This is a genomic window from Sphingomonas sp. PAMC26645 (assembly GCF_004795835.1).
In the GTDB taxonomy this organism is placed as follows: domain Bacteria; phylum Pseudomonadota; class Alphaproteobacteria; order Sphingomonadales; family Sphingomonadaceae; genus Sphingomonas.
Map to the genome: position 1 here is coordinate 495,771 of NZ_CP039249.1, position 18,940 is coordinate 514,710.

Genomic DNA, 18,940 nt, shown 5'->3' on the forward strand with positions numbered 1-18,940 from the left:
GGGGAGGACAAGAAACCTGCGTTGTCGCCCCCTCCCCCTCCGTCAGGCAAGAGCCTGCCACCTCCCCGTGGCGGGGGAGGATTCTCGAGGTCTGCGATCTTGAAGCACAAGAGTGGTTATCGCTTTGACTGGCCCGAAAAACACCCTCACCCGTCTCAAACCCGAAGCCCCGCAGCCCTCGATAACCACGGTACCATGCCCGTCCTTGTTCTCCCGCAAAGGCGGGAGCCCAGTCTGGATCCCCGCCTTCGCGGGGAAACAAATCTGACGTCCCCGCAAGCGATAGCAGCGGACCGCCAAACTCTCCGCCGCCCCACCACAGAAACGTCGCGCCATCCGCGCCGTTATGCCTCCGTAACAAAGGGGCGATCATGATTTCGGATGCGAATGCGACGTTGCTCGCCAAGCTCGGCTTTGCCGCGCGCGGGGTGGTGTATATCCTCGTCGGGTGGTTCGCGGTCGATGCGGCGCTGCACGGCGGCGAGGTTGCCGACAACCAGGGCGCGATCGGGTCGATGGCGGGCGGACCGCTTGGCCCCGTACTGCTGGCGGTCGTCGCGGCGGGGTTGCTCGGCTACGCGATCTGGCGACTGACCGAGGCCACGGCGAACCCGGAGCAGATCACGCGCGACGCCAAGGGCAGCCTCAGGCGGATCGGCCATGTCGTCAGCGGTATCGCGCATCTGATTCTCGCCTGGACCGCGACCCGGCTCGCACTCGATCTGGGCAAGGGCAAGATCGCCGTCTCGCCCGGCGACGAGAGTGCGCGCGACTGGACCGCGTTGCTGCTCGACCAGCCCGCCGGCCGCCTCCTGGTCGGCGCGGTTGCGATCGGGATCCTCGTCGCCGCCTTCCAGCAGGCGCAGAAGGCGTGGCGCGGCGACTTCATCCAGGACCTGCGCGGCGACGCCCCTGCGCCCGGCTATGTTTGCACGATGGGTCGAATCGGCTACGGCGCGCGGGCGCTCGTGTTCCTGATCGTCGCCGGGCTGTTCGGATTGGCTGCATGGACCGCACATGCCAGCGACGCGGGCGGCGTGGCAGAGGCACTGGAACGGCTGCAATCGCAACCGGGCGGCAAGTGGCTGTTGGCGCTGACCGGTATCGGGCTGGCGCTGTTCGGTGCGTACAGTCTGGTCGAGGCGCGCTTCCGCCGAATCCATGTCGACCTGCCGGGTACCGATTAGAGCTTTCTTCTCTCCCATGTCCCCTCCCCGCTAAGGCGGGGGGGCCAACGATGGCGTTCTTAACCTTGGGCTCCCGCTCTCGCGGAAGAACGACAATGATAGCCAGTGGCAAAAAACCACGGGTGCATCAGGGTATCGTTAAGCCGCGGACGTTACGGAGATCGTCATGTACACGATCAGCTTCGACGTCCCGACCAAGACACTCAACATCGTCACCGAGGGGTTCTGGTCGGTCGCGACGACGGCGGCGTTCTCTGCGGAACTGCTAGCTCGGGGATCCGCAGCGCGGCTGTATCATGGCCGGTTCGTCGTGCTCGCCGACCTGCGCAAGGCCGCGATCCAGCCGTTGAAGGTCGTCGATGCGCTCGAAGCGATGATGCCCAAGGCGTTGAAGGTGACGTCGGCACCGATCGCTGCGGTCGTCGCGTCGCATTTGGCCAAGCTCCAGACCGAACGCTATCTGAAGGCCGAGAACTGCCGGACGTTCCTCGATATCGACGAGGCTAAGGCGTGGCTGGCCGGGGATCGTACCGCCACCTGACTCCTAGTCCTGCGAGGCCGTTTCCAGCAACGCCGCCTCGATCTCTTCGATCGTGATGCCGAACGCGCCGGCAAGCCCCGCCACCGACGCGCCGCGATCGGCGAGCGTGCGGATCCGCGCGGTGTCGACGATCGTCTTGTAGCTACGGGTGTCGCGGTCGGTCTTCGATTCCTCGCCGCTGCGCGCGAGCGCGCCCGAGCGGCGGCGTTTAGAAATCTTCAACGCCTCGACATCGTTGGTCGGCGGCGCATCGAGCCGCGCCTTGATCCGCTGATCCTCTTCGATACGCCGGCTTTCGCGGGCGCGTTCGCGTTCCTGGAACTGAAGATCGCGTTGTGCGGCACGCGATTCGGATCGCTGTTCGGACGCGGCAAGCCGTTCCTTCGCGCGCTGCTCGCGGCCATTGGCGCGCTCTTCCGCCCGCTTTGCGGCACGGTCGGCGGCGCCCGGCGTGAGCGGTCCCGTTCCCCTGCCGCCGCTCGGCCAGCCGTCGGTCATTAGATATCCTGTCGTCACCGGTACGCTACCCAGAGCGCGGAAGCGCTGCTAGGCGATGGCGGCGCGGGTGACCAGAGGCAGCCCTCACGATCCTCCCCCGCCAGGGGGAGGTGTCGCCGCAGGTGACGGAGGGGGAGGACACGGAACAGCGGTTCGCGCGTGCCTCCCCCTCCGTCAGGCTGGCGCCTGCCACCTCCCCCTTGCGGGGGAGGATTAAGCTCAGGCGTTGGCAGTCTCGAGCGCGGGGTAGTCGATGTACCCCTCGGGGCCCTGGCTGTACCACGTCTTCGCATCGTCCTTCGCGAGCGGTGCGCCGGTGCGCAGGCGCTCGGGCAGGTCGGGGTTGGCGATGAACGTGCGACCGAAAGTGATCGCGTCGGCATTGCCCGAATCGAGCTCGGCCTGTGCCTCCTCGACGGTCGTGTAGTCCGAGTTCACGATCAGCACGCCGTTGAACACCTTGCGGATCGCCGGGCTGAGCTTCGGCACGTCGGTCTTGCCGAAGGTGCCGTCGGGGCCGGGCTCGCGGAGTTCGAGGAACGCGATGCCGAGGTCGGACAGCGCCTTGGCAGCGGCGGTGAACAGCGCCTCGGGGTTGCTGTCGTCGACACCCTGTGAATCGCCGTTCGGAGACAGGCGGACGCTGACGCGGTCAGCCCATGCGACCGAGATCACGCGCTCGGCGACTTCGCGGAGCAGGCGGACGCGGTTCTCGATCGAGCCGCCATATTCGTCGGTGCGGAAATTGGCGTTGTCGCGCAGGAACTGGTCGATCAGATAACCATTCGCCGCATGGATCTGCACGCCGTCAAAGCCTGCCGCCAGCGCGTTCTTCGTTGCCAGCTCGTAGTCGGCCAGCAGGCGCGGAATCTCGTTGGTCTCGAGCGGACGCGCGACCTCGAAGTCCTTCTTTCCCTCGAACGTGTGCGCCTGGCCTTCGGTCGCGGTTGCCGACGACGACACGGGCTGGGTCTCGTACACCGACGAATGGCCCTGGCGACCCATGTGCCACAGCTGCGCGACGATCCGGCCGCCGGCGGCATGGACCGAGTCGGTGACGGGCTTCCAGGCGGCGACCTGCGCATCGGTCCACAGGCCCGGCGCGAACGGCCAGCCGAGGCCCTCACGGCTGATGCCGGTGGCTTCCGAGATGATCAGGCCGGCGCTCGCACGCTGCGTGTAATACTCGACCATGATGTCGGACGGCACCGCATCCCTGTCGGCACGCCCGCGGGTGAGCGGCGCCATGATGATGCGGTTCGGCGCTTCGACGGCACCAAGGGTAATCGGATCGAAAAGGCTAGGCATGGGGGCTCCTTATTGGCCTGACGGGCGGAAGATAGGAGGCTACAGGGCGGCATGCATCGCCCCGACCCGCAAAGATTATCTAGCGTGCCCGATACGCCGCACGGTTTGACGACGCCCAGTTCTGCACCAACCGCGCAAAGTGTTGCCGCGCCGGGACTTATCGCCTTCGCGGCATTGGTGGTGGCGAATGTCGCGCTGGCGTTCGGGCCGTGGTTCGTCCGTGCGACCGAGGTCGGCCCGGTGGCTGCGGGGTTCTGGCGACTGACGTTGGCGGTGCCGTTCCTGATCGCATTGGCAGTCCAGCAGGGCGCGCGGCCGACCCGGTTGAGCCGCGGCGTGTGGATCGGGCTGATCGTCGGCGGCGTGTGCTTCGCGGCCGATCTCGGTGCGTGGCATCTCGGCATCCGGCGCACGACGCTCGCCAATGCGACTCTGTTCGGCAACGCGGCGACGCTGATCTTTCCGATCTACGGTTTCCTGATCGCGAAGACGTGGCCGACGCGGACTCAGGGATGGGCCTTAGTGTTGGCGGCGGCGGGGGCGGCGTTGTTGCTCGGGCGGTCGTATCAACTCGATGCGAAAAACCTCGTCGGCGACCTGCTCTGCATCCTCGCGGGGCTGCTTTACACGGTCTATTTCATTCTGATGGCACGTGCGCGGGCGACGTTGGCGCCGCTCTCCGCACTGACTTTGTCGACGCTGGCGGGGATCGTGCCGCTGCTCGTGTTCGCGCTGGCGATGGGCGAGCGGGTGATGCCGACGCACTGGGGGCCGCTGATCGGGCTCGCTCTGTGCAGCCAGGTGCTCGGGCAAGGCCTGATGATCTATGCGCTCGGCCGCTTCTCGCCGCTGGTGATCGGGATCGCGTTGCTGATCCAGCCGGTGGTCGCCGGCGTCGTGGGCTGGCTGGTCTATGGCGAGCGGCTCGGCGCGGCGGATCTGGTCGGCGTGGTGATGGTGGCGGTCGCGCTGGTGCTCGTCCGCCGGGGACCTTCCCCGGAAGTCCCCCTTGAAGACACGCTTGATACGCCTGATTTTGAACGGCAGGAGACGGTATGACCCAGGACCTTACGCTCGACGAAATCCGCGCAAAGCTCGCCCCCGGCATCGCCGCCAACGCTGCGTTCGACGGCTGGAGCGACGCCGCGCGCGACATGGCCGCGCAGGCGGAGGGGATCGACACCGACATCGCCGCGCTCGCGTTCAAGGACGGCCCGGTCGACACGATCGACGCGTGGTTCGCGCATATCGACGGCGTCATGCTCGCCGCGGTGCCGCCCGAGCGGCTCGCGCTGATGAAGGTCCGCGAGAAGATCACCGCGCTGGTCGAAGCGCGGCTCGACGCGACGTCGATCGATCGCGAATCACTGCGGCGCGCGCTGGCGATCCTCGCGCTTCCGCAGAACCTGGCGAAGGCGACACGGCTTGGCTGGCGGACGGTCGACACGATCTGGCGCGCGGCCGGCGACGTCGCGACCGACTATAATTACTACACCAAGCGGACGATCCTGCTCGGCGTGTACGCGTCGACGATCACGGTCTTCCTCGACGACGAAAGCGAAGGTCTGGCCGAAACGCGCGCGTTCCTTGGTCGCCGGATCAATGGGATCATGCAGTTCGAGAAGGCCAAGGCCGGGTTCCTCAAGCGCACCGAACACGGTTTCAGCCTGTCGCGATTCGTCGGCCGCCTGCGCTATCCGACTGCCTGAAGCCATCAACGCTCGGCTAAGTGTCTCTGTATTCTGACTTTCATCCGGATGGCGAGGCGTCGAGGCGGTCGTAACCCACGACGGTTAGGGCTTCCCTTCCCCGGGCGTTACTGATAATCAGTCGCATCATGGACACTCGCCCCGATCGTTCCGTCAGCCTCGAAACGCTGCCTCGCAAGCAGCATGGCATCGTTGCCGCGATCGAATGGGCACGACTTGCCGATCCCGAGGCGCGCCGACTGCGCGAACTGGGCTTCGACGAGGGCGTCGATGTCGAGGTTCTCCACCGCGCGACTCTGGGTCAGGGCCCGATCGCCTGCCGGATCGGCCGGATGACGGTTGCGCTCCGCCGCGCGGTCGCGGGCGCGATCCACGTCTCGCCAATGCCTGCCGCGGCTGAATAATCCCATAAAATGAATGCAGCACCGCTGGTTGCGCTGGTCGGCAATCCCAATGCCGGCAAAAGCGCGCTGTTCAACGCGCTCACGGGTGCGCGCCAGAAGGTCGGCAATTATCCCGGCGTCACGGTCGAGCGGAAGGTCGGGCGGCTGATGCTCGACGACGGCCGGCCGATCGAACTGGTCGACCTCCCCGGCGCATACAGCCTCGAACCGTCTTCCCCCGACGAGCGAGTCACGCGGGACGTCGTCACCGGCACGCAGGACGGCGAGCGCCTGCCCGACGCGCTGGTCGTCGTCGTCGACGCCGCCAATCTCGACAACCACCTCCGCTTCACGCTCCAGCTGATCGCCCTCGGCCTGCCGGTCGTCGTCGCGCTCAACATGGTCGATCTCGCCGAGCGCGACGGGCTGAAGCTCGATCCCAAGGTGCTCGAACGCGAACTCGGCGTGCCGGTGATCCCGACCGTCGCGGTGCGCAAGCGAGGCCTCGACGAGTTGAAGGCGGCGCTCTCCGGCATCGTCGTCAACGGCCCGATGCGCCTCCGCAAATCCGACGGCAGCGTCCAGGACGACATCGTCACGCTCCAGCGCCGCGCGCGCCAGATCGCGACGTCGGCGACCGTGTCCGAGACGCAGGTCCGCCGCTGGACGCACATGCTCGACGCGGTCGCGCTGCATCCTGTCGCCGGGCCGATCCTGCTGCTCGCGATCATGTTCCTGATGTTCCAGGCGGTGTTCAGCTGGGCACAGCCGTTCATGGACGCAATCGATGCGGGCTTCACCGCGTTGCAGGGCTTCCTGACAGCCGAACTGCCCGACTCGCTGCTCCGCTCGCTGCTGGTCGACGGCGTGATTGCCGGCGTCGGCGCGGTCATCGTGTTCCTGCCGCAGATTCTGATCCTGTTCCTATTCATCCTCGTCCTCGAAGCCAGCGGCTACATGGTCCGCGCGGCGTTCCTGATGGACCGGGTGATGGCGAGCGTCGGGCTGTCCGGCCGCGCGTTCATCCCGCTGCTGTCGAGCTTCGCCTGCGCAATCCCCGGCATCATGGCGACGCGGACGATCGACGACGAGAAGGACCGGTTGACGACGATCCTGATCGCGCCGCTGATGACGTGCTCCGCGCGCCTGCCGGTCTACACGCTGATCATCGGCGCGTTCATCCCGAATACGCAGGTGCTGCCGTTCGTCGGGTTGCAGGGGTTGGTGATGCTCGGCCTGTACGTGATGGGCATCGTCGGCGCATTCGTCGCCGCGCTGGTGCTGCGCCGGACGGTGACCAAGGGCGTATCGTCGGGCTTCATGATGGAGATGCCCAAATACCAGTGGCCGCAGTGGCGCGACGTCGGCATCGGCCTGTGGAGCCGCGCGCAGATCTTCCTGAAGCGCGCCGGCGGCATCATTCTCACCTCGACGATCATCCTGTGGGTGTTGCTGAGCTTTCCCAAGCCGCCCGAACAGCCCGCTGGCGCGCCGAAGATCTCGGCGGTCGATTATTCGGTTGCGGGCCGCATCGCCAACGGCATCGCGCCAGTGTTCGCGCCGATCGGCTTCAACCGCGACATCGTCCTCGCGCTGATCCCGGCGATGGCCGCGCGCGAAGTCGCGGTCGCGGCGATCGGCACGGTCTATGCGATCGACGACCCCGACAGCAACCAGGGCGGCAAGGCGATGATCGAGAACCTGCGCGGTCGCTGGAGCCTGCCGACCGCGCTCGCCTTCCTGATGTGGTTCGTGTTCGCACCGCAGTGCATTTCGACCATCGCCGTCACCCGCCGCGAGACTAATGGGTGGAAATGGCCCGCCTTCATGGTTGGCTATTTGTTCGCCGCCGCGTACATCATGGCGGGTATCACATACTGGCTGGCGGTAGCCGCTGGTTTGTAGGTGATGCACTGAGCGGACTCCAAATCCGTTCAAGGCGTAGGTCCTGGTCCTTCTCCCCAGAAGCGATCATCCCTTCCACCGGGTAATCTGCACCCAGGTCCTACGCCGCTACCGTATATTCGTTCATGCTCGTCTGAGCAATCAAACCTTACTAGTGGAGTCCTGGTTCGTGGCAGGCAGCGTCAACAAGGTCATCATCGTCGGCAATCTGGGTCGCGACCCGGAGAGCAAGGCGTTCCAGAACGGCGGCAAGGTCGTCAATCTGCGCATCGCGACATCCGAGTCCTGGAAGGACAAGATGTCGGGCGAGCGCAAGGAAAAGACCGAATGGCATTCGGTCGCGATCTTCAACGAAGGTCTTGCGAACGTCGCCGAGAAGTTTCTCCGCAAGGGCTCGAAGGTCTATATCGAGGGCGCGCTCCAGACCCGGAAGTGGCAGGACGCGCAGGGCCAGGACAAATATTCGACCGAGATCGTGCTGCAGGGCTTCAACAGCGTGCTGACGATGCTCGACGGTCCGAACGGCGGCGCAGGCGGTGGTGCAGGCGGCGGCGGCGGTAGCCGCGGCGGTGGCGACGACTGGGCCGGCGGCGGTGGCGGCAACGACTTCGGTGGCGGCTCGTCGGGCGGCGGCGGTGGTTACGGCGGCGGCGGCGGTGGTCGTGGCGGCAGCGCACCCTCGGGTGGCGGTGGCGGTGGCGGCGCACGCGGCGGCAGCTTCGGGCAGACCGGCGGCTTCTCGGACGATCTCGACGACGACGTGCCGTTCTGATTGCCGTGACGACGCTGTATTCAGTCCCGACCGCTTCGTTCGACGAGGCCGAGCGCTCGCGCGTGATCTCGGCCTACGACGTCGCCGGCGCGCGCGCGAAGGGCCAACTCGACGATATCGTGGCGTTCGCAGCCGAGCTGTGCGGCGCCCCGGTCGCGTTGCTGAGCCTGGTCGAGGAGGAATATCAGCGTTTTCTGGCGCGGACCGGCTTCGACCTGGAGCAGACTCCGCGCAGCATGTCGTTCTGCGCGCACGCGATGCACCATCACGAGGTGATGGAAGTGCCCGACGCGCAGGCTGATCCACGCTTCGTCGACAACCCGCTGGTGACCGGCGAGCCGTATGTGCGCTTCTACGCGGGCGCGCCGCTCGTCTCCAGCGAGGGCGTGCCGTTGGGCGCACTCTGCGTGCTCGCGAACGAGCCCCGCGAAGGCCTGACCCGGTTCCAGCGCGACGGCCTCACGCTGCTGGCAAAAGCGGCGATGGGCCGGCTCGACGATCGCCGTACCGCACGCGAGCAGGCGATGGCCGAGGCCGAAGCCCGCCGTACGCTGGAAGCGAGCGACCTGAAGTTCCGCACGCTCGCCGACACGATGCCGCAGATGGTTTGGTCGACGCTGCCCGACGGCTTCCACGATTACTTCAACGCGCGGTGGTACGAGTTCACCGGCACGCCCGTAGGGACGACCGATGGCGAAGGCTGGAACGACATGTTCCATCCCGACGACCAGGATCGCGCTTGGGCGATCTGGCGCCAGTCTCTCGAAACCGGTGAACCCTATAATATCGAATACAGGCTTCGGCATTTCGACGGTACGTACCGCTGGGTGCTCGGCCGTGCGCTGCCGGTGCGTGACGGGAGCGGCGCGATTACGCGTTGGTTCGGGACGTGTACCGACATCCACGAACAGAAGTTGGCCTATGAGGAGCGAGAGGTCATCAGCCAGGAGCTGAGCCACCGCATCAAGAACATCTTCGCGGTGATCGCCGGACTGATCGCGTTCTCGGCGAGGGGAAAGCCGGAGTTCGCCGGGATCGCGACCGATTTGCGTCACCGCATCAACGCGCTGGGTCGCGCGCATGATTTCGTCCGCCCTCATAGCGCCAACTCACGACCATCGATGGCGCAGAATAGCCTGCATGGCTTGCTGCACGAATTGTTCGAGCCGTATCAGCGAATCGATGGCGCCCGTGTCAGCGTCGTGGGCGACGATGTGACGATCGATGATCGTTCCGCGACTCCGCTCGCGCTGATGTTTCACGAACTTGCGACCAACGCGACCAAATACGGTGCGCTCGCGACCGAACTCGGCACGGTGCAGATCACCGTCGCGGCCAATACCGATACGGTGACATTGCACTGGCGAGAGGTGGGAGGTCCGTCCGTCACCAAGCCCACGACGCCACCCGGTTTTGGCACGCAATTGATCGAGATGAGCGCGGTGCGTCAGTTAGGCGGTAGCGTTAATCGGACGTGGAACGACGACGGCCTGATCGTCGCCCTGACTATTCCGAAGACCGCGTTCAGCCGCTGACGCGAATGACGTCGTCGTGCGCGCTTGTGTCGTCGTTGCACGCCAAAGCGGCAGCGGCGAGGATGGCCGAATCGCTGAACGGCTTGCGAATATACCCTAGGCATTCCGCATCGCCGATCTGGGCGGGGTTTGCAGTCACGAACACGACCTTTACACCGTAGTCCTGCGCCATCCGCCTAGCGATCTCAGGCCCGGTCGGTCCGTCACGCAGGTTGATGTCTACGAACGCGAAGTTGCATCCCGGTGCCGCCGCGATCGCGCTGTCGCGATCTGCCGCGATCCCCGCGACGCCGTAACCAGCATCCATCAGAATTCTCTCGAGATCTAGTGCAACGAAAATCTCGTCTTCGACAATGAGGGCGGTCTTGGTCATCGGCGGAGTAACCAGTCGCCCACCGATCGGTTCCGCAATTTCAGTGATTTGGATCAACGGCTCGTCCCGATATGGTCCAACTCTTACAAACGATTACCGTCGCAGCAGGAACACCGCATGCTCGGCGAGCAGATTGGCACCCCCCGCGCCGGTGCGCTTTTCGCCCGAGAGGAACCAGGCGTCCTCGACGGTGATCCCGCGTGCTTTCACGAAGGCGCGGAAATCGTCGATCGTGACGTGGTGGATGTTCGGCGTGTCGTACCAGCTTTCAGGCAACTGCCGCGTCACCGGCATCCGCCCGCCCCAGAGCAGCGACAGCCGCACGCGCCAGTGCGCGAAATTCGGGAAGCTGACGAACGCGCGTCGGCCGATCCTCAGCAGATGATCGAGCACGAGATCGGGCGCGCGTGCGGTCTGCAACGTCTGGCTGAGGATCGCGTAATCGAAGCTGCCGTCGGGGTAGCCGGCAAGGTCGATATCCGCATCGCCCTGGATCACCGACAGGCCACGCGCGACCGCCGACGCTACGTTGAGCGCGTCGATCTCCAACCCTCGTGCATCGACATCGCGCGTGTCGCGGAGTGCGGCCATCAACGCGCCGTCGCCGCAACCGATGTCGAGCACGCGACTACCCTGCGCGACGTTCTCCGAAATGACGGCGAGATCGGTCCGCAATGTCTCGGGGGGCGTCATGGCGCACTCCGCAATTGCTCGGCGAGCCCCGGCGCGAGCCTCTCCATGTAGCGATCGGCGCGCACCAGAGGATGGAAACCAAGGTCCGCATACACGCCGTGCGCGTCGGCGGTGACGAGGCCGAACCTGCGCAACCCGGCAAACGACGGATGCTCCAGGAACCAGCTCACCATCCGCCGCCCTAGCCCCTGCCCGCGCACGGACTCGTCGACCCATACGTCGGCGAGCCACGCAAACGTCGCGTGATCCGTAATCATCCGCGCGAAGCCGACCTGCTGCTCGTTCTCGTACGCGCCGAGACAATGCGACCCGGCGATCGCGCGTTCGACCAGACCACGCTCGATCCCCGGCGACCAATAGCTGCTCGCGAGCCACCCGTGGATGCGGTCGATCTGCAACTTGCCTGCGTCGTCGGACAGAATGATCGTCATCGGCCAGCCCTCAGGAAGCCGTCGACCACCCGGTTGAGATCTGGCGCCTCCAGCAGGAACGCATCATGGCCATACGGGCTCGACAGCTCGACGAAGCTGACCGGCGCGCCTGCTGCGTTGAGTGCCTGGACGATCGCGCGCGACTCGGCGGTGGGGTAGAGCCAGTCGGTGTCGAAGCTGACGAGGCAGAACCGCGACTTGGTCGCGCGGAAGGCGTTGGCGAGCAGCCCGCCATGCTCCTCGGCGAGATCGAAATAATCCATCGCCCGCGTGATGTAGAGGTACGAGTTCGCATCGAACCGATCGGTGAACGCGAGCCCCTGGTGGCGCAGATAGCTCTCGACCTGGAAATCGGCGTCGAACCCGAACGACTTCGCGTCGCGCGCCTGGAGGCGGCGGCCGAACTTCTCGGTGAGCCCTGCTTCCGACAGATACGTGATATGCGCCGCCATGCGCGCGACCGCGAGCCCGGCGGTCGGCGCCGCATCGTCATGATACTCGCCCCCACGCCAGTTCGGATCGGCCATCACCGCCTGCCGCCCGACCTCATGGAAAGCGATGTTCTGCGCCGTATGGCGCGCGGTCGAGGCGATCACGACGCACGCCTTCACGCGCTCGGGGAAGGTCGCGGGCCAGCTTAGCGCCTGCATCCCGCCCATTGATCCGCCGACCACCGCATGGAGCACGCCGACGCCGAGATGATCGAGCAGCATCGCCTGCGCGCGCACCATGTCGCGGATCGTGATGACCGGGAAAATCATCGCCCACGGCCGCCCGGTCGCCGGGTTGATCGTCGCCGGCCCCGACGAGCCCATGCAACTGCCGAGCACGTTCGCGCAGACGACGAAGTGCCGCGCAGGGTCGATCGGCTTCCCCTCGCCGACCATCCGCGTCCACCAGCCGGGCTTGCCGGTACGCGGATGGTGCGAGGCGACATGCTGGTCGCCGGTCAGCGCGTGGCAGATCAGGATGGCGTTCGACGCATCGGCGTTGAGCGTGCCATAGGTCTCGTACGCGATATCGACCGGCGACAGCAGCACACCGCCATCTAGCCGCAACGGCCCCGGCAACGTGACGCGCCGCGCGAGGCCGAAGCGCTGGTCGGTGTCATGGCCGGTCTCGGGGTCGATGGCAGGCGTGTCGAGCATGCCGCGCGCTACCATAAGCGGCCGCCGTCATGCCAGCGCGGTGGTAGTCCGGACTTGAGCATGATCCTGTTCATCCCCCTGGCAGGGGAGGATCGTCCGAACCACACCGTCATCCTGACGAAAGTCAGGACCCAGGGTAACAAGCGGTGACATCCGTGGCTCTGGGTCCTGACTTTCGTCAGGATGACGGATGGGAGTGGCGTCCGGCTCTATGCCGCCCTCCCCCAATCCCACGCACAAAGATTTGCCACCGCGCCACACCGCCCGCTATGTCCCGCGGCCATGACAAACATCACGCCCGCCCCTGCGCCGAAGCCCTGGATCCTGGGGATCGCGCCGTACACGCCCGGCCGCTCGACGACCGACGATGGCCGCACGGTGATCAAGCTGTCGTCGAACGAGAACCCGCTCGGCACCAGCCCCGCCGCGAAGGCCGCATTCGACGCCGCCGACCGGACGCTGGAACGGTATCCGGACGCGGGCGCGGTCGAACTGCGCGAGGCGCTGGCGGTGCATTACGACCTCGATCCGGCGCGCGTGATCTACGGCACCGGCTCCGACGAGATCCTGCATCTGGTCGCGGGCGCCTATGCGGGTCCGGGCGACGAGATCATCCACGTCCGCTACGGCTTCGCGGTGTACGAGATCGCCACGCGCCGCGTCGGTGCCGAGCCCGTCATCGTCGACGACCGCGACTATGCGACCGATGTCGACGCGATCCTCGCCGCCGTCACCGAGCGTACCCGCATCGTGTTCGTCGCCAATCCCAACAACCCGACCGGCACGTTCACGCCGCGTGCGGAAATCGCGCGGCTGCATGCCGGGCTGCCGAAGTCGGTGCTGCTAGTACTCGACCAGGCCTATGCCGAATATCTGTCGCCCGAGGAGGACGATGCCGGCCTCGCGCTGGCGATGACCGAGGCGAACGTGCTGGTCACGCGGACCTTCTCCAAGATTCACGGACTGGCGGCCGAGCGGATCGGCTGGGGCTATGCCTGCGCGCCGATCATCGACGCGATGCACCGCATCCGCGCGCCGTTCAACGTCACCACCGCGGGCCAGGCCGCCGCAGTCGCCGCGATCGGCGACACCGCTTTCGTCGACGCGACGCGCGCGCACAACGACACGTGGCGTGGCTGGTTCGTCGAGCAGATCGGGCAGATGGGCAATGCGGGGCTTCGTGCGGTGCCGTCGAAGGCGAACTTCGTGCTGGTGCTGTTCGAGGGCAAGTTGACCGCCGATGCCGCGTATCACGGGCTGATGGACGCGGGCTACATCGTCCGCTGGCTGCCGGGTCAGGGCCTGCCCAACGCACTGCGCATCACGATCGGCACCGAGGCGGAAACGCGCGGCGTCACCGCGGCGCTGCGTGCGTTGGTTGAAGCGGCCTGATGCTGCCGTTCGCGCGCGTCACGATCATCGGGCTGGGACTGATCGGCTCGTCGGTGGCGCGCGCGGTGCAGGCGACGATGCCGACGGTGCGCGTCACTGGCTACGACGCCGACGCGACCGTGCGCGAAGCGGCAGACCGGCTGCAATTCTGCGACGACGTTGCGGACTCGACCGGCGCGGCGGTGATCGGCGCGGACCTCGTGATCCTGTGCGTGCCGGTCGGCATCATGGGCGAGGTCGCGCGCGAGTTCGCGGCGGAGTTGCCCGCAGATGCGGTCGTCAGCGATGTCGGCAGTTGCAAGGCGGAGATCGTCCGTGCGCTCACCGAAGCGTTACCGAACGCGGTCGTCATTCCTGCGCATCCGGTCGCGGGCACCGAGCGCAGCGGCCCCGAAGCCGGCTTCGCGACGCTGTTTCGTCACCGCTGGTGCATCGTCACGCCCCCTGAAGGTGCCGACCCGGTCGCGGTCGAGCGCGTGTCGGAATTCTGGCGCAGGCTTGGCGCGCAGGTCGAGACGATGGCGCCCGAGCACCATGACCGCGTCCTTGCCGTTACCAGCCATCTGCCGCATCTGATCGCCTACACGATCGTCGGCACCGCGGGCGATCTGGAGGAAGTGACGCAGTCGGAGGTCATCAAATATTCGGCGGGCGGGTTTCGTGATTTCACGCGGATCGCGGCGTCGGACCCGACGATGTGGCGCGACATCTTCCTCAACAACCGCGAGGCGGTGCTGGAGATGCTCCAGCGGTTCTCGGAGGATCTGAGCCATCTCCAGCGTGCGATCCGCTGGGGGGATGGGGATGCGCTGTTCGACCTGTTCACGAGGACCCGGGCGATCCGGCGGAGTATCGTGGAGCAAGGGCAGGACGACGACGTGCAGGATTTCGGGCGTACGCACGGGTAAGAGTAACCACCCCGGCGGAGGCCGGGGCCCAGTTGGCAAGGCCGGCGTAACGACGCGCAACGCATATTAGCAACGTCCCCCAATTGGACCCCGGCCTTCGCCGGGGTGGTGGATTGGTTGGGGTATCCTTCCGAACCTAGTCCAGCGCGTTCATCGCCGCATGGACCCGCTGTTCCGCCTCCTCGCGCGGCAGGCCCGGCGGCACCACCTCGCCGAACCGGAAGGTGATCACCCCCGGCAGCTTCGGCCCCTTCTTCGGCCACACCAGCCCGCTGTCACAAGCGATTGGGACTGTTGGCATCTTCAACGCGCGATACAGTCCGGCAAACCCTGGCTTCAGCGGCGGATGCTCGCCCGGCGACACCCGCGTCCCCTCCGGAAAGATCAGGATCGAACGCCCCGTAGCCTTCGCAGCGGTCGCTTCGCGCATCATGTTCCGCATCGCCTTAGCCGATGCCTCGCGGTCGACCACGATCGCGCCGTAACGCCGCGCCGCCCAGCCCCAGGCCGGGATATCCGCCAGTTCGCGCTTCAACACGATCGCCGGGCCATCGAGCAAACGCTGCAACTCGAGCGTCTCGAACATCGCCTGGTGCTTGCACGCGTAGAAGGCCGGCTCGGTCGGTCGCGTCCCCTCCACGCGGATATGCACACCGAGTATCCACCGCGCGCACCAGCGATGGAAACGCGTCCAGATCGTCGAATGCACGATGACCGCGCGCGAGCCGAACAGCGCCGAGATCGGCACGGTCACCACGATCGGCACCGAGATCGTGTAGAAAACGAGCATGAACGCCCAGTTACGCAGCCAGATCATCCGCCAAATCCAATCCACAATGCGATCCGGCGAAGGATCAACTTGTTATATTCGTTGACTAAAGTCCCGAGGCGCGGTGTGCCCGGCACGCCATCGCCGAGGATCACGACGTTCTTGTCGAGCGCCGCCGCCAATTCCATTCGCGCACGCGCGACGTGCCAGTCCGACGTCACCAGCCGCACCGACCGGTATTTATGCACGCGCACCCACTGTGCGGTCTCCTCCGCGTTCGAGCGCGTATCGACCGCGTCGGCACCGAGATCGATGCAGCAGGCGAACAACGCGGGCGACGTACGATACTCAAGCGCTAAGTCGATCGGCCGCACCCCCGGCGCGACGCCCGTCACCAGCATCCGCTTCGCCTGGTGATCGCGGAGCAGCGCGATCCCGCGGTCGATCCGCCCTGCCCCGCCGGTCGGCACGACGATCGCATCCGACGTGAAACCGTCGAGCGGCTTGGGCAGCAACAGCATAAACAGCGCGAAGCCGAACGCCCAGGCGAGCGCCAGGATGCCGAACAGCCGCACGATCACAGGATATGCCTCAGCGCGCGGACGATCGTCACGCGCGCCGCCAGCGTGGCGAGAACGACGAACGCGATCGGCAGCATCGCGAGGGCTACCCAGTCGACTCCGCCCAGCGTCACCCCGCCGAGCAGTTCCGAACCCAGTCCGTGCAACCGGATCCCGACGAACGCGACCACCAGCAACGCCGCGACACCGCCGCCGAGTCCGCCGATGGTCGCGTCGAGCGCGATCCGCCGCTGGAACAGACGCGCGACCTGGAGATCGGTCGAGCCGAGCATGTGCATCACCGCGATCGTCTCGCGGTGCGTCTCCAGCCCCGCGCGCGCGGCGAGCACGACGACCGCGGCGGTCGCGCTCGCCATCAGCAGGACCAGCGCCAGTGCGAGAAACGTCAGCGAGCGCATCACGTCGTTGACCGGCGACATCCAGCTTTCGTGGCGGTCGACGCGGACGATCGGGCTCAGGCGGCGGACACTGGTCGCGACCCGCGCCGCCGCCGACTCATCCTGATTGCCGAGGTCGACGTCGATCATCGCCGGCACCGGCAATTGCGGATCCGCGCCATCGGATCCGAGCCAGGGTTGCAGCAGTCGCGTGAGTTCGGCGCGATCGACCGGAGTCGCCGTCGCCACTGCCGGCATCGTCCGCAGCGCAGCCAGCACGCGCGCCGCGACGGCGTCACGCCGCACCGGATCGCCATCGACGACCTGAACCGTCAGCCGCCCCGCCAACTGCCGGTCGAGCAAGCGCGCCGCGCCCGCGGTCGCCAGTCCCAAGGCGGCGGCTAGCATCGTCAGGAACAGCATGATCGCCATCACCCACGTCATTGCGCGCAGGCCGCCCGCTTCGTCGAGCACGCGGCGCTCGACCGATGATCGCGCCTTCGACACCCCCATCATTCGGGCCGCGTCGGCGGATAGCGGAGCGAGCCGGTCGGATCGAGCAGCCGCCCGCGATCGAGCCGCATCATCTGCGCGCCCGGAATCCGCCCAAGCAGGTGGAAGTCGTGCGTCGCGACCACCACGGTCGTCCCCAGCTTGTTGAGCGATTCGAACAGGTGGAGCAGTCGCTCGGCCATGTCGGGATCGACATTGCCGGTTGGCTCGTCCGCGACCAGGATCTCGGGGCGCGCGATCACCGCGCGGGCGATCGCCACGCGCTGCTGCTCGCCGCCCGACAATGTTGCCGGCCGCGCATCCGCACGCTCGGTCAGCCCGACCCAGGCGAGCATCTCGCGCACCGGTTGCTCGATATCCGCCTCTGGCATCCCTGCCACGCGCAACGGCAGCGCGATATTGTCCCAGGTCGACAGATGCGGGACGAGCCGGAAATCCTGAAAGACCACGCCGATCCGCCGTCTGAACCCAGGCAGCCGGTCGCGCGACAACACCACCGCATCCTCGCCGAACAGCCGGATGACGCCGCGTGTCGGGCGCTGTGCGAGATAGAGCAGCTTGAGCAGCGAGGTCTTCCCCGCACCGCTCGCGCCGGTGAGGAAGTAGAACGCGCCGCTGCGCAGCGTGAAGCTGAGGTCCGCCAGCGTCTCCGGCCCTGCGTCCGGACCCGTGCCGTAGCGAAGCCCGACATTCTCGAATTGGACGATATTCGCCATGACGTGGTTGCGCCCGCTCTCGCCCGCTTGTTGCCCGTGCCAATGCCCGTATCGGCGCTTTCGCATGAAAGCGCGCGCCGCTTCAAGCTTGCCACATATGCGGGCCGCGTGCTTATTCGGCGCGAGATACGGTCGCGCTCCGGCGGCCGCTGGTGAAGCGTACCCATGATCCTCCAATGTCCCGAGTGCAGCACGCGCTATCTGGTACCCGACAGCGCGATCGGGACCGAGGGGCGCACCGTGCGCTGCGCCAATTGCAAGCATAGCTGGTTCCAGGCCGCCGCACCGGACGTCGAGGATGCGCTGGAGATCCCGGAGTCGACGCCGCTTGCACCTGCGCCACCACCGCTCGCCCCACTGGCGCGGCCTATCACGGAGCCGGCCGAACGGTTCTCACCTTTCGCTCCTGCCGCACCGGTCGCGCCCGAGCCTGCGGTCGTAGCACCCACATTCGTTCCGCCGGCAACCCCGCAGGTCGAAAACCTGCCGGTTCGCCTGCGCCGCAACACGACGCGCCGCTGGACGATCGTCGCGGTACTCGCCGGCTTGCTGATGCTGATCGCGGCGGGAGCGATCGTGTATCTCGGTGCGCCCGGCGTCGCGGCGAAGCTGGGTCTCGGGATTGGCAGCGACGAGACTCCGCTGCGGCTGCGCGACAATCCGATCGAGCGGCGCGAACTCGACAACGGCTCCGAACTGTTCGCGGTCAGTGGCCAGGTCACCAACCCGTCGAACCAGCGCCAGCGCGTGCCCGACATCCGCGCCGAACTTCGCGATGCGCAGGGGCGGCTGGTGTATAGCTGGACGATCACCCCGCAGCAGCGGACGCTGGCGCCGGGAGGTGCGATCGACTTCAACTCCGCGACGCTGAACGTGCCGGCGAACTCGAAGCGCCTTGAGCTGAGCTTTGCCGGCGAGGCGACGCGCTAAGTCTACGATCGCCCCACGCCAGCAAAAAATCAGAGCGTTGGCGCTGGAAAAAATGTGACGATCGGATTTGGATAGCAGCTTTTTCGCAAAGGGCGTTGCACGATGCAGAAACCCTTGCTAGTGGCGCTCGCCTACCAGATGCCGGGTCCGCCCGGTGATGTTTCATGGGCGGCCATGGCGGAACTGGTAGACGCGCAACGTTGAGGTCGTTGTGGGCGAAAGCCCGTGGAAGTTCGAGTCTTCTTGGCCGCACCATTTTTCAGATTAGAGT

General features: G+C 66.5%; 21 protein-coding genes and 1 tRNA gene. 12 read left to right on the top strand and 10 right to left on the bottom strand.

From position 1 onward, the window contains the following. The first annotated feature begins 371 nt into the window (after window positions 1-371). Window positions 372-1,187: a DUF1206 domain-containing protein gene (locus E5673_RS02405; protein WP_136188796.1), complete on the top strand. Its 816-nt coding sequence runs from the start codon at window positions 372-374 to the stop codon at window positions 1,185-1,187. A gap of 166 nt (window positions 1,188-1,353) precedes the next feature. After that, a complete protein-coding gene (locus E5673_RS02410; RefSeq protein WP_107954246.1) occupies window positions 1,354-1,728 on the top strand; it encodes a hypothetical protein in 375 nt (124 codons plus the stop codon). A 3-nt stretch (window positions 1,729-1,731) separates the two neighbouring features. Here the strand turns inward: E5673_RS02410 and E5673_RS02415 are convergent, their stop codons facing one another. Continuing rightward, window positions 1,732-2,226 carry a hypothetical protein gene (locus E5673_RS02415; protein ID WP_210731793.1) on the bottom strand — a complete coding sequence of 165 codons (495 nt, stop codon included), beginning with the start codon at window positions 2,224-2,226 and terminating at the stop codon, window positions 1,732-1,734. A gap of 219 nt (window positions 2,227-2,445) precedes the next feature. After that, window positions 2,446-3,534 carry an alkene reductase gene (locus E5673_RS02420; protein WP_136188797.1) on the bottom strand — a complete coding sequence of 363 codons (1,089 nt, stop codon included), beginning with the start codon at window positions 3,532-3,534 and terminating at the stop codon, window positions 2,446-2,448. Between the two features lie 105 nt (window positions 3,535-3,639). Here E5673_RS02420 and E5673_RS02425 point away from each other — a divergent pair, with 105 nt between their 5' ends. From E5673_RS02425 to E5673_RS02450, 6 genes are all read left to right on the top strand, one after another. Beyond that, entirely contained in the window at window positions 3,640-4,593 is a 954-nt protein-coding gene (locus E5673_RS02425) for a DMT family transporter (RefSeq protein WP_247599536.1), read from the top strand. Then, window positions 4,590-5,243, top strand: a complete 654-nt coding sequence (locus E5673_RS02430; RefSeq protein WP_136188799.1) for a COQ9 family protein — start codon at window positions 4,590-4,592, stop codon at window positions 5,241-5,243. Before E5673_RS02425 ends, E5673_RS02430 begins: the two co-directional genes overlap by 4 nt. Before the next feature lie 128 nt (window positions 5,244-5,371). Continuing rightward, the gene (locus tag E5673_RS02435) at window positions 5,372-5,647 is read left to right on the top strand and encodes a FeoA family protein (RefSeq protein ID WP_056487822.1); all 276 of its coding nucleotides are present in this window, start codon (window positions 5,372-5,374) and stop codon (window positions 5,645-5,647) included. 9 nt (window positions 5,648-5,656) lie between these two features. Next, the gene (locus E5673_RS02440) at window positions 5,657-7,531 is read left to right on the top strand and encodes a ferrous iron transporter B (RefSeq protein WP_136188800.1); all 1,875 of its coding nucleotides are present in this window, start codon (window positions 5,657-5,659) and stop codon (window positions 7,529-7,531) included. 169 nt (window positions 7,532-7,700) lie between these two features. Next, a complete protein-coding gene (gene ssb / locus E5673_RS02445) occupies window positions 7,701-8,303 on the top strand; it encodes a single-stranded DNA-binding protein (RefSeq protein ID WP_136188801.1) in 603 nt (200 codons plus the stop codon). Window positions 8,304-8,308: 5 nt separating this feature from the next. Beyond that, window positions 8,309-9,838, top strand: coding sequence for a PAS domain-containing protein (locus E5673_RS02450; protein ID WP_247599537.1), 1,530 nt, complete (start codon window positions 8,309-8,311; stop codon window positions 9,836-9,838). On the opposite strand, the gene E5673_RS02455 is transcribed toward E5673_RS02450, so the two are convergent. The 4 genes from E5673_RS02455 to E5673_RS02470 form a co-directional block, all read right to left on the bottom strand. Next, entirely contained in the window at window positions 9,828-10,211 is a 384-nt protein-coding gene (locus tag E5673_RS02455; RefSeq protein ID WP_136188802.1) for a response regulator, read from the bottom strand. The two genes, E5673_RS02450 and E5673_RS02455, sit on opposite strands and share 11 nt — an antisense overlap. A gap of 93 nt (window positions 10,212-10,304) precedes the next feature. Then, on the bottom strand, window positions 10,305-10,904 hold the full coding sequence (metW, locus tag E5673_RS02460) for a methionine biosynthesis protein MetW (RefSeq protein WP_136188803.1): 600 nt from the start codon (window positions 10,902-10,904) through the stop codon (window positions 10,305-10,307). Then, complete coding sequence (locus E5673_RS02465) at window positions 10,901-11,335, bottom strand: GNAT family N-acetyltransferase (protein ID WP_136188804.1); 435 nt, start codon at window positions 11,333-11,335, stop codon at window positions 10,901-10,903. Before E5673_RS02465 ends, metW begins: the two co-directional genes overlap by 4 nt. Continuing rightward, window positions 11,332-12,483: a homoserine O-acetyltransferase gene (locus E5673_RS02470; protein ID WP_136191310.1), complete on the bottom strand. Its 1,152-nt coding sequence runs from the start codon at window positions 12,481-12,483 to the stop codon at window positions 11,332-11,334. The genes E5673_RS02465 and E5673_RS02470 overlap by 4 nt, the downstream gene beginning before the upstream one ends. A gap of 282 nt (window positions 12,484-12,765) precedes the next feature. Here E5673_RS02470 and hisC point away from each other — a divergent pair, with 282 nt between their 5' ends. After that, window positions 12,766-13,875, top strand: coding sequence for a histidinol-phosphate transaminase (hisC, locus tag E5673_RS02475; protein WP_136188805.1), 1,110 nt, complete (start codon window positions 12,766-12,768; stop codon window positions 13,873-13,875). Next, window positions 13,875-14,783 (top strand): prephenate/arogenate dehydrogenase family protein, encoded by a 909-nt coding sequence (locus tag E5673_RS02480; protein ID WP_136188806.1) that lies wholly within the window; start codon window positions 13,875-13,877, stop codon window positions 14,781-14,783. The genes hisC and E5673_RS02480 overlap by 1 nt, the downstream gene beginning before the upstream one ends. 136 nt (window positions 14,784-14,919) lie before the next feature. On the opposite strand, the gene E5673_RS02485 is transcribed toward E5673_RS02480, so the two are convergent. From E5673_RS02485 to ftsE, 4 genes are read right to left on the bottom strand one after another with little or no spacing between them, the layout of a single operon-like run. Beyond that, window positions 14,920-15,600: a 1-acyl-sn-glycerol-3-phosphate acyltransferase gene (locus tag E5673_RS02485; RefSeq protein ID WP_136188807.1), complete on the bottom strand. Its 681-nt coding sequence runs from the start codon at window positions 15,598-15,600 to the stop codon at window positions 14,920-14,922. Next, window positions 15,597-16,133 carry a YdcF family protein gene (locus E5673_RS02490; RefSeq protein ID WP_136188808.1) on the bottom strand — a complete coding sequence of 179 codons (537 nt, stop codon included), beginning with the start codon at window positions 16,131-16,133 and terminating at the stop codon, window positions 15,597-15,599. The genes E5673_RS02485 and E5673_RS02490 overlap by 4 nt, the downstream gene beginning before the upstream one ends. Beyond that, entirely contained in the window at window positions 16,130-17,026 is an 897-nt protein-coding gene (locus E5673_RS02495) for a permease (RefSeq protein WP_247599538.1), read from the bottom strand. The genes E5673_RS02490 and E5673_RS02495 overlap by 4 nt, the downstream gene beginning before the upstream one ends. After that, the gene (gene ftsE, locus E5673_RS02500) at window positions 17,023-17,739 is read right to left on the bottom strand and encodes a cell division ATP-binding protein FtsE (protein ID WP_056064191.1); all 717 of its coding nucleotides are present in this window, start codon (window positions 17,737-17,739) and stop codon (window positions 17,023-17,025) included. Before ftsE ends, E5673_RS02495 begins: the two co-directional genes overlap by 4 nt. 165 nt (window positions 17,740-17,904) lie before the next feature. Between ftsE and E5673_RS02505 the strand changes: the two genes are divergently transcribed. Next, the gene (locus E5673_RS02505; RefSeq protein ID WP_136188809.1) at window positions 17,905-18,669 is read left to right on the top strand and encodes an MJ0042-type zinc finger domain-containing protein; all 765 of its coding nucleotides are present in this window, start codon (window positions 17,905-17,907) and stop codon (window positions 18,667-18,669) included. 168 nt (window positions 18,670-18,837) lie between these two features. Next, window positions 18,838-18,924: transfer RNA gene (locus tag E5673_RS02510), tRNA-Leu, on the top strand. Window positions 18,925-18,940: the final 16 nt, after the last annotated feature.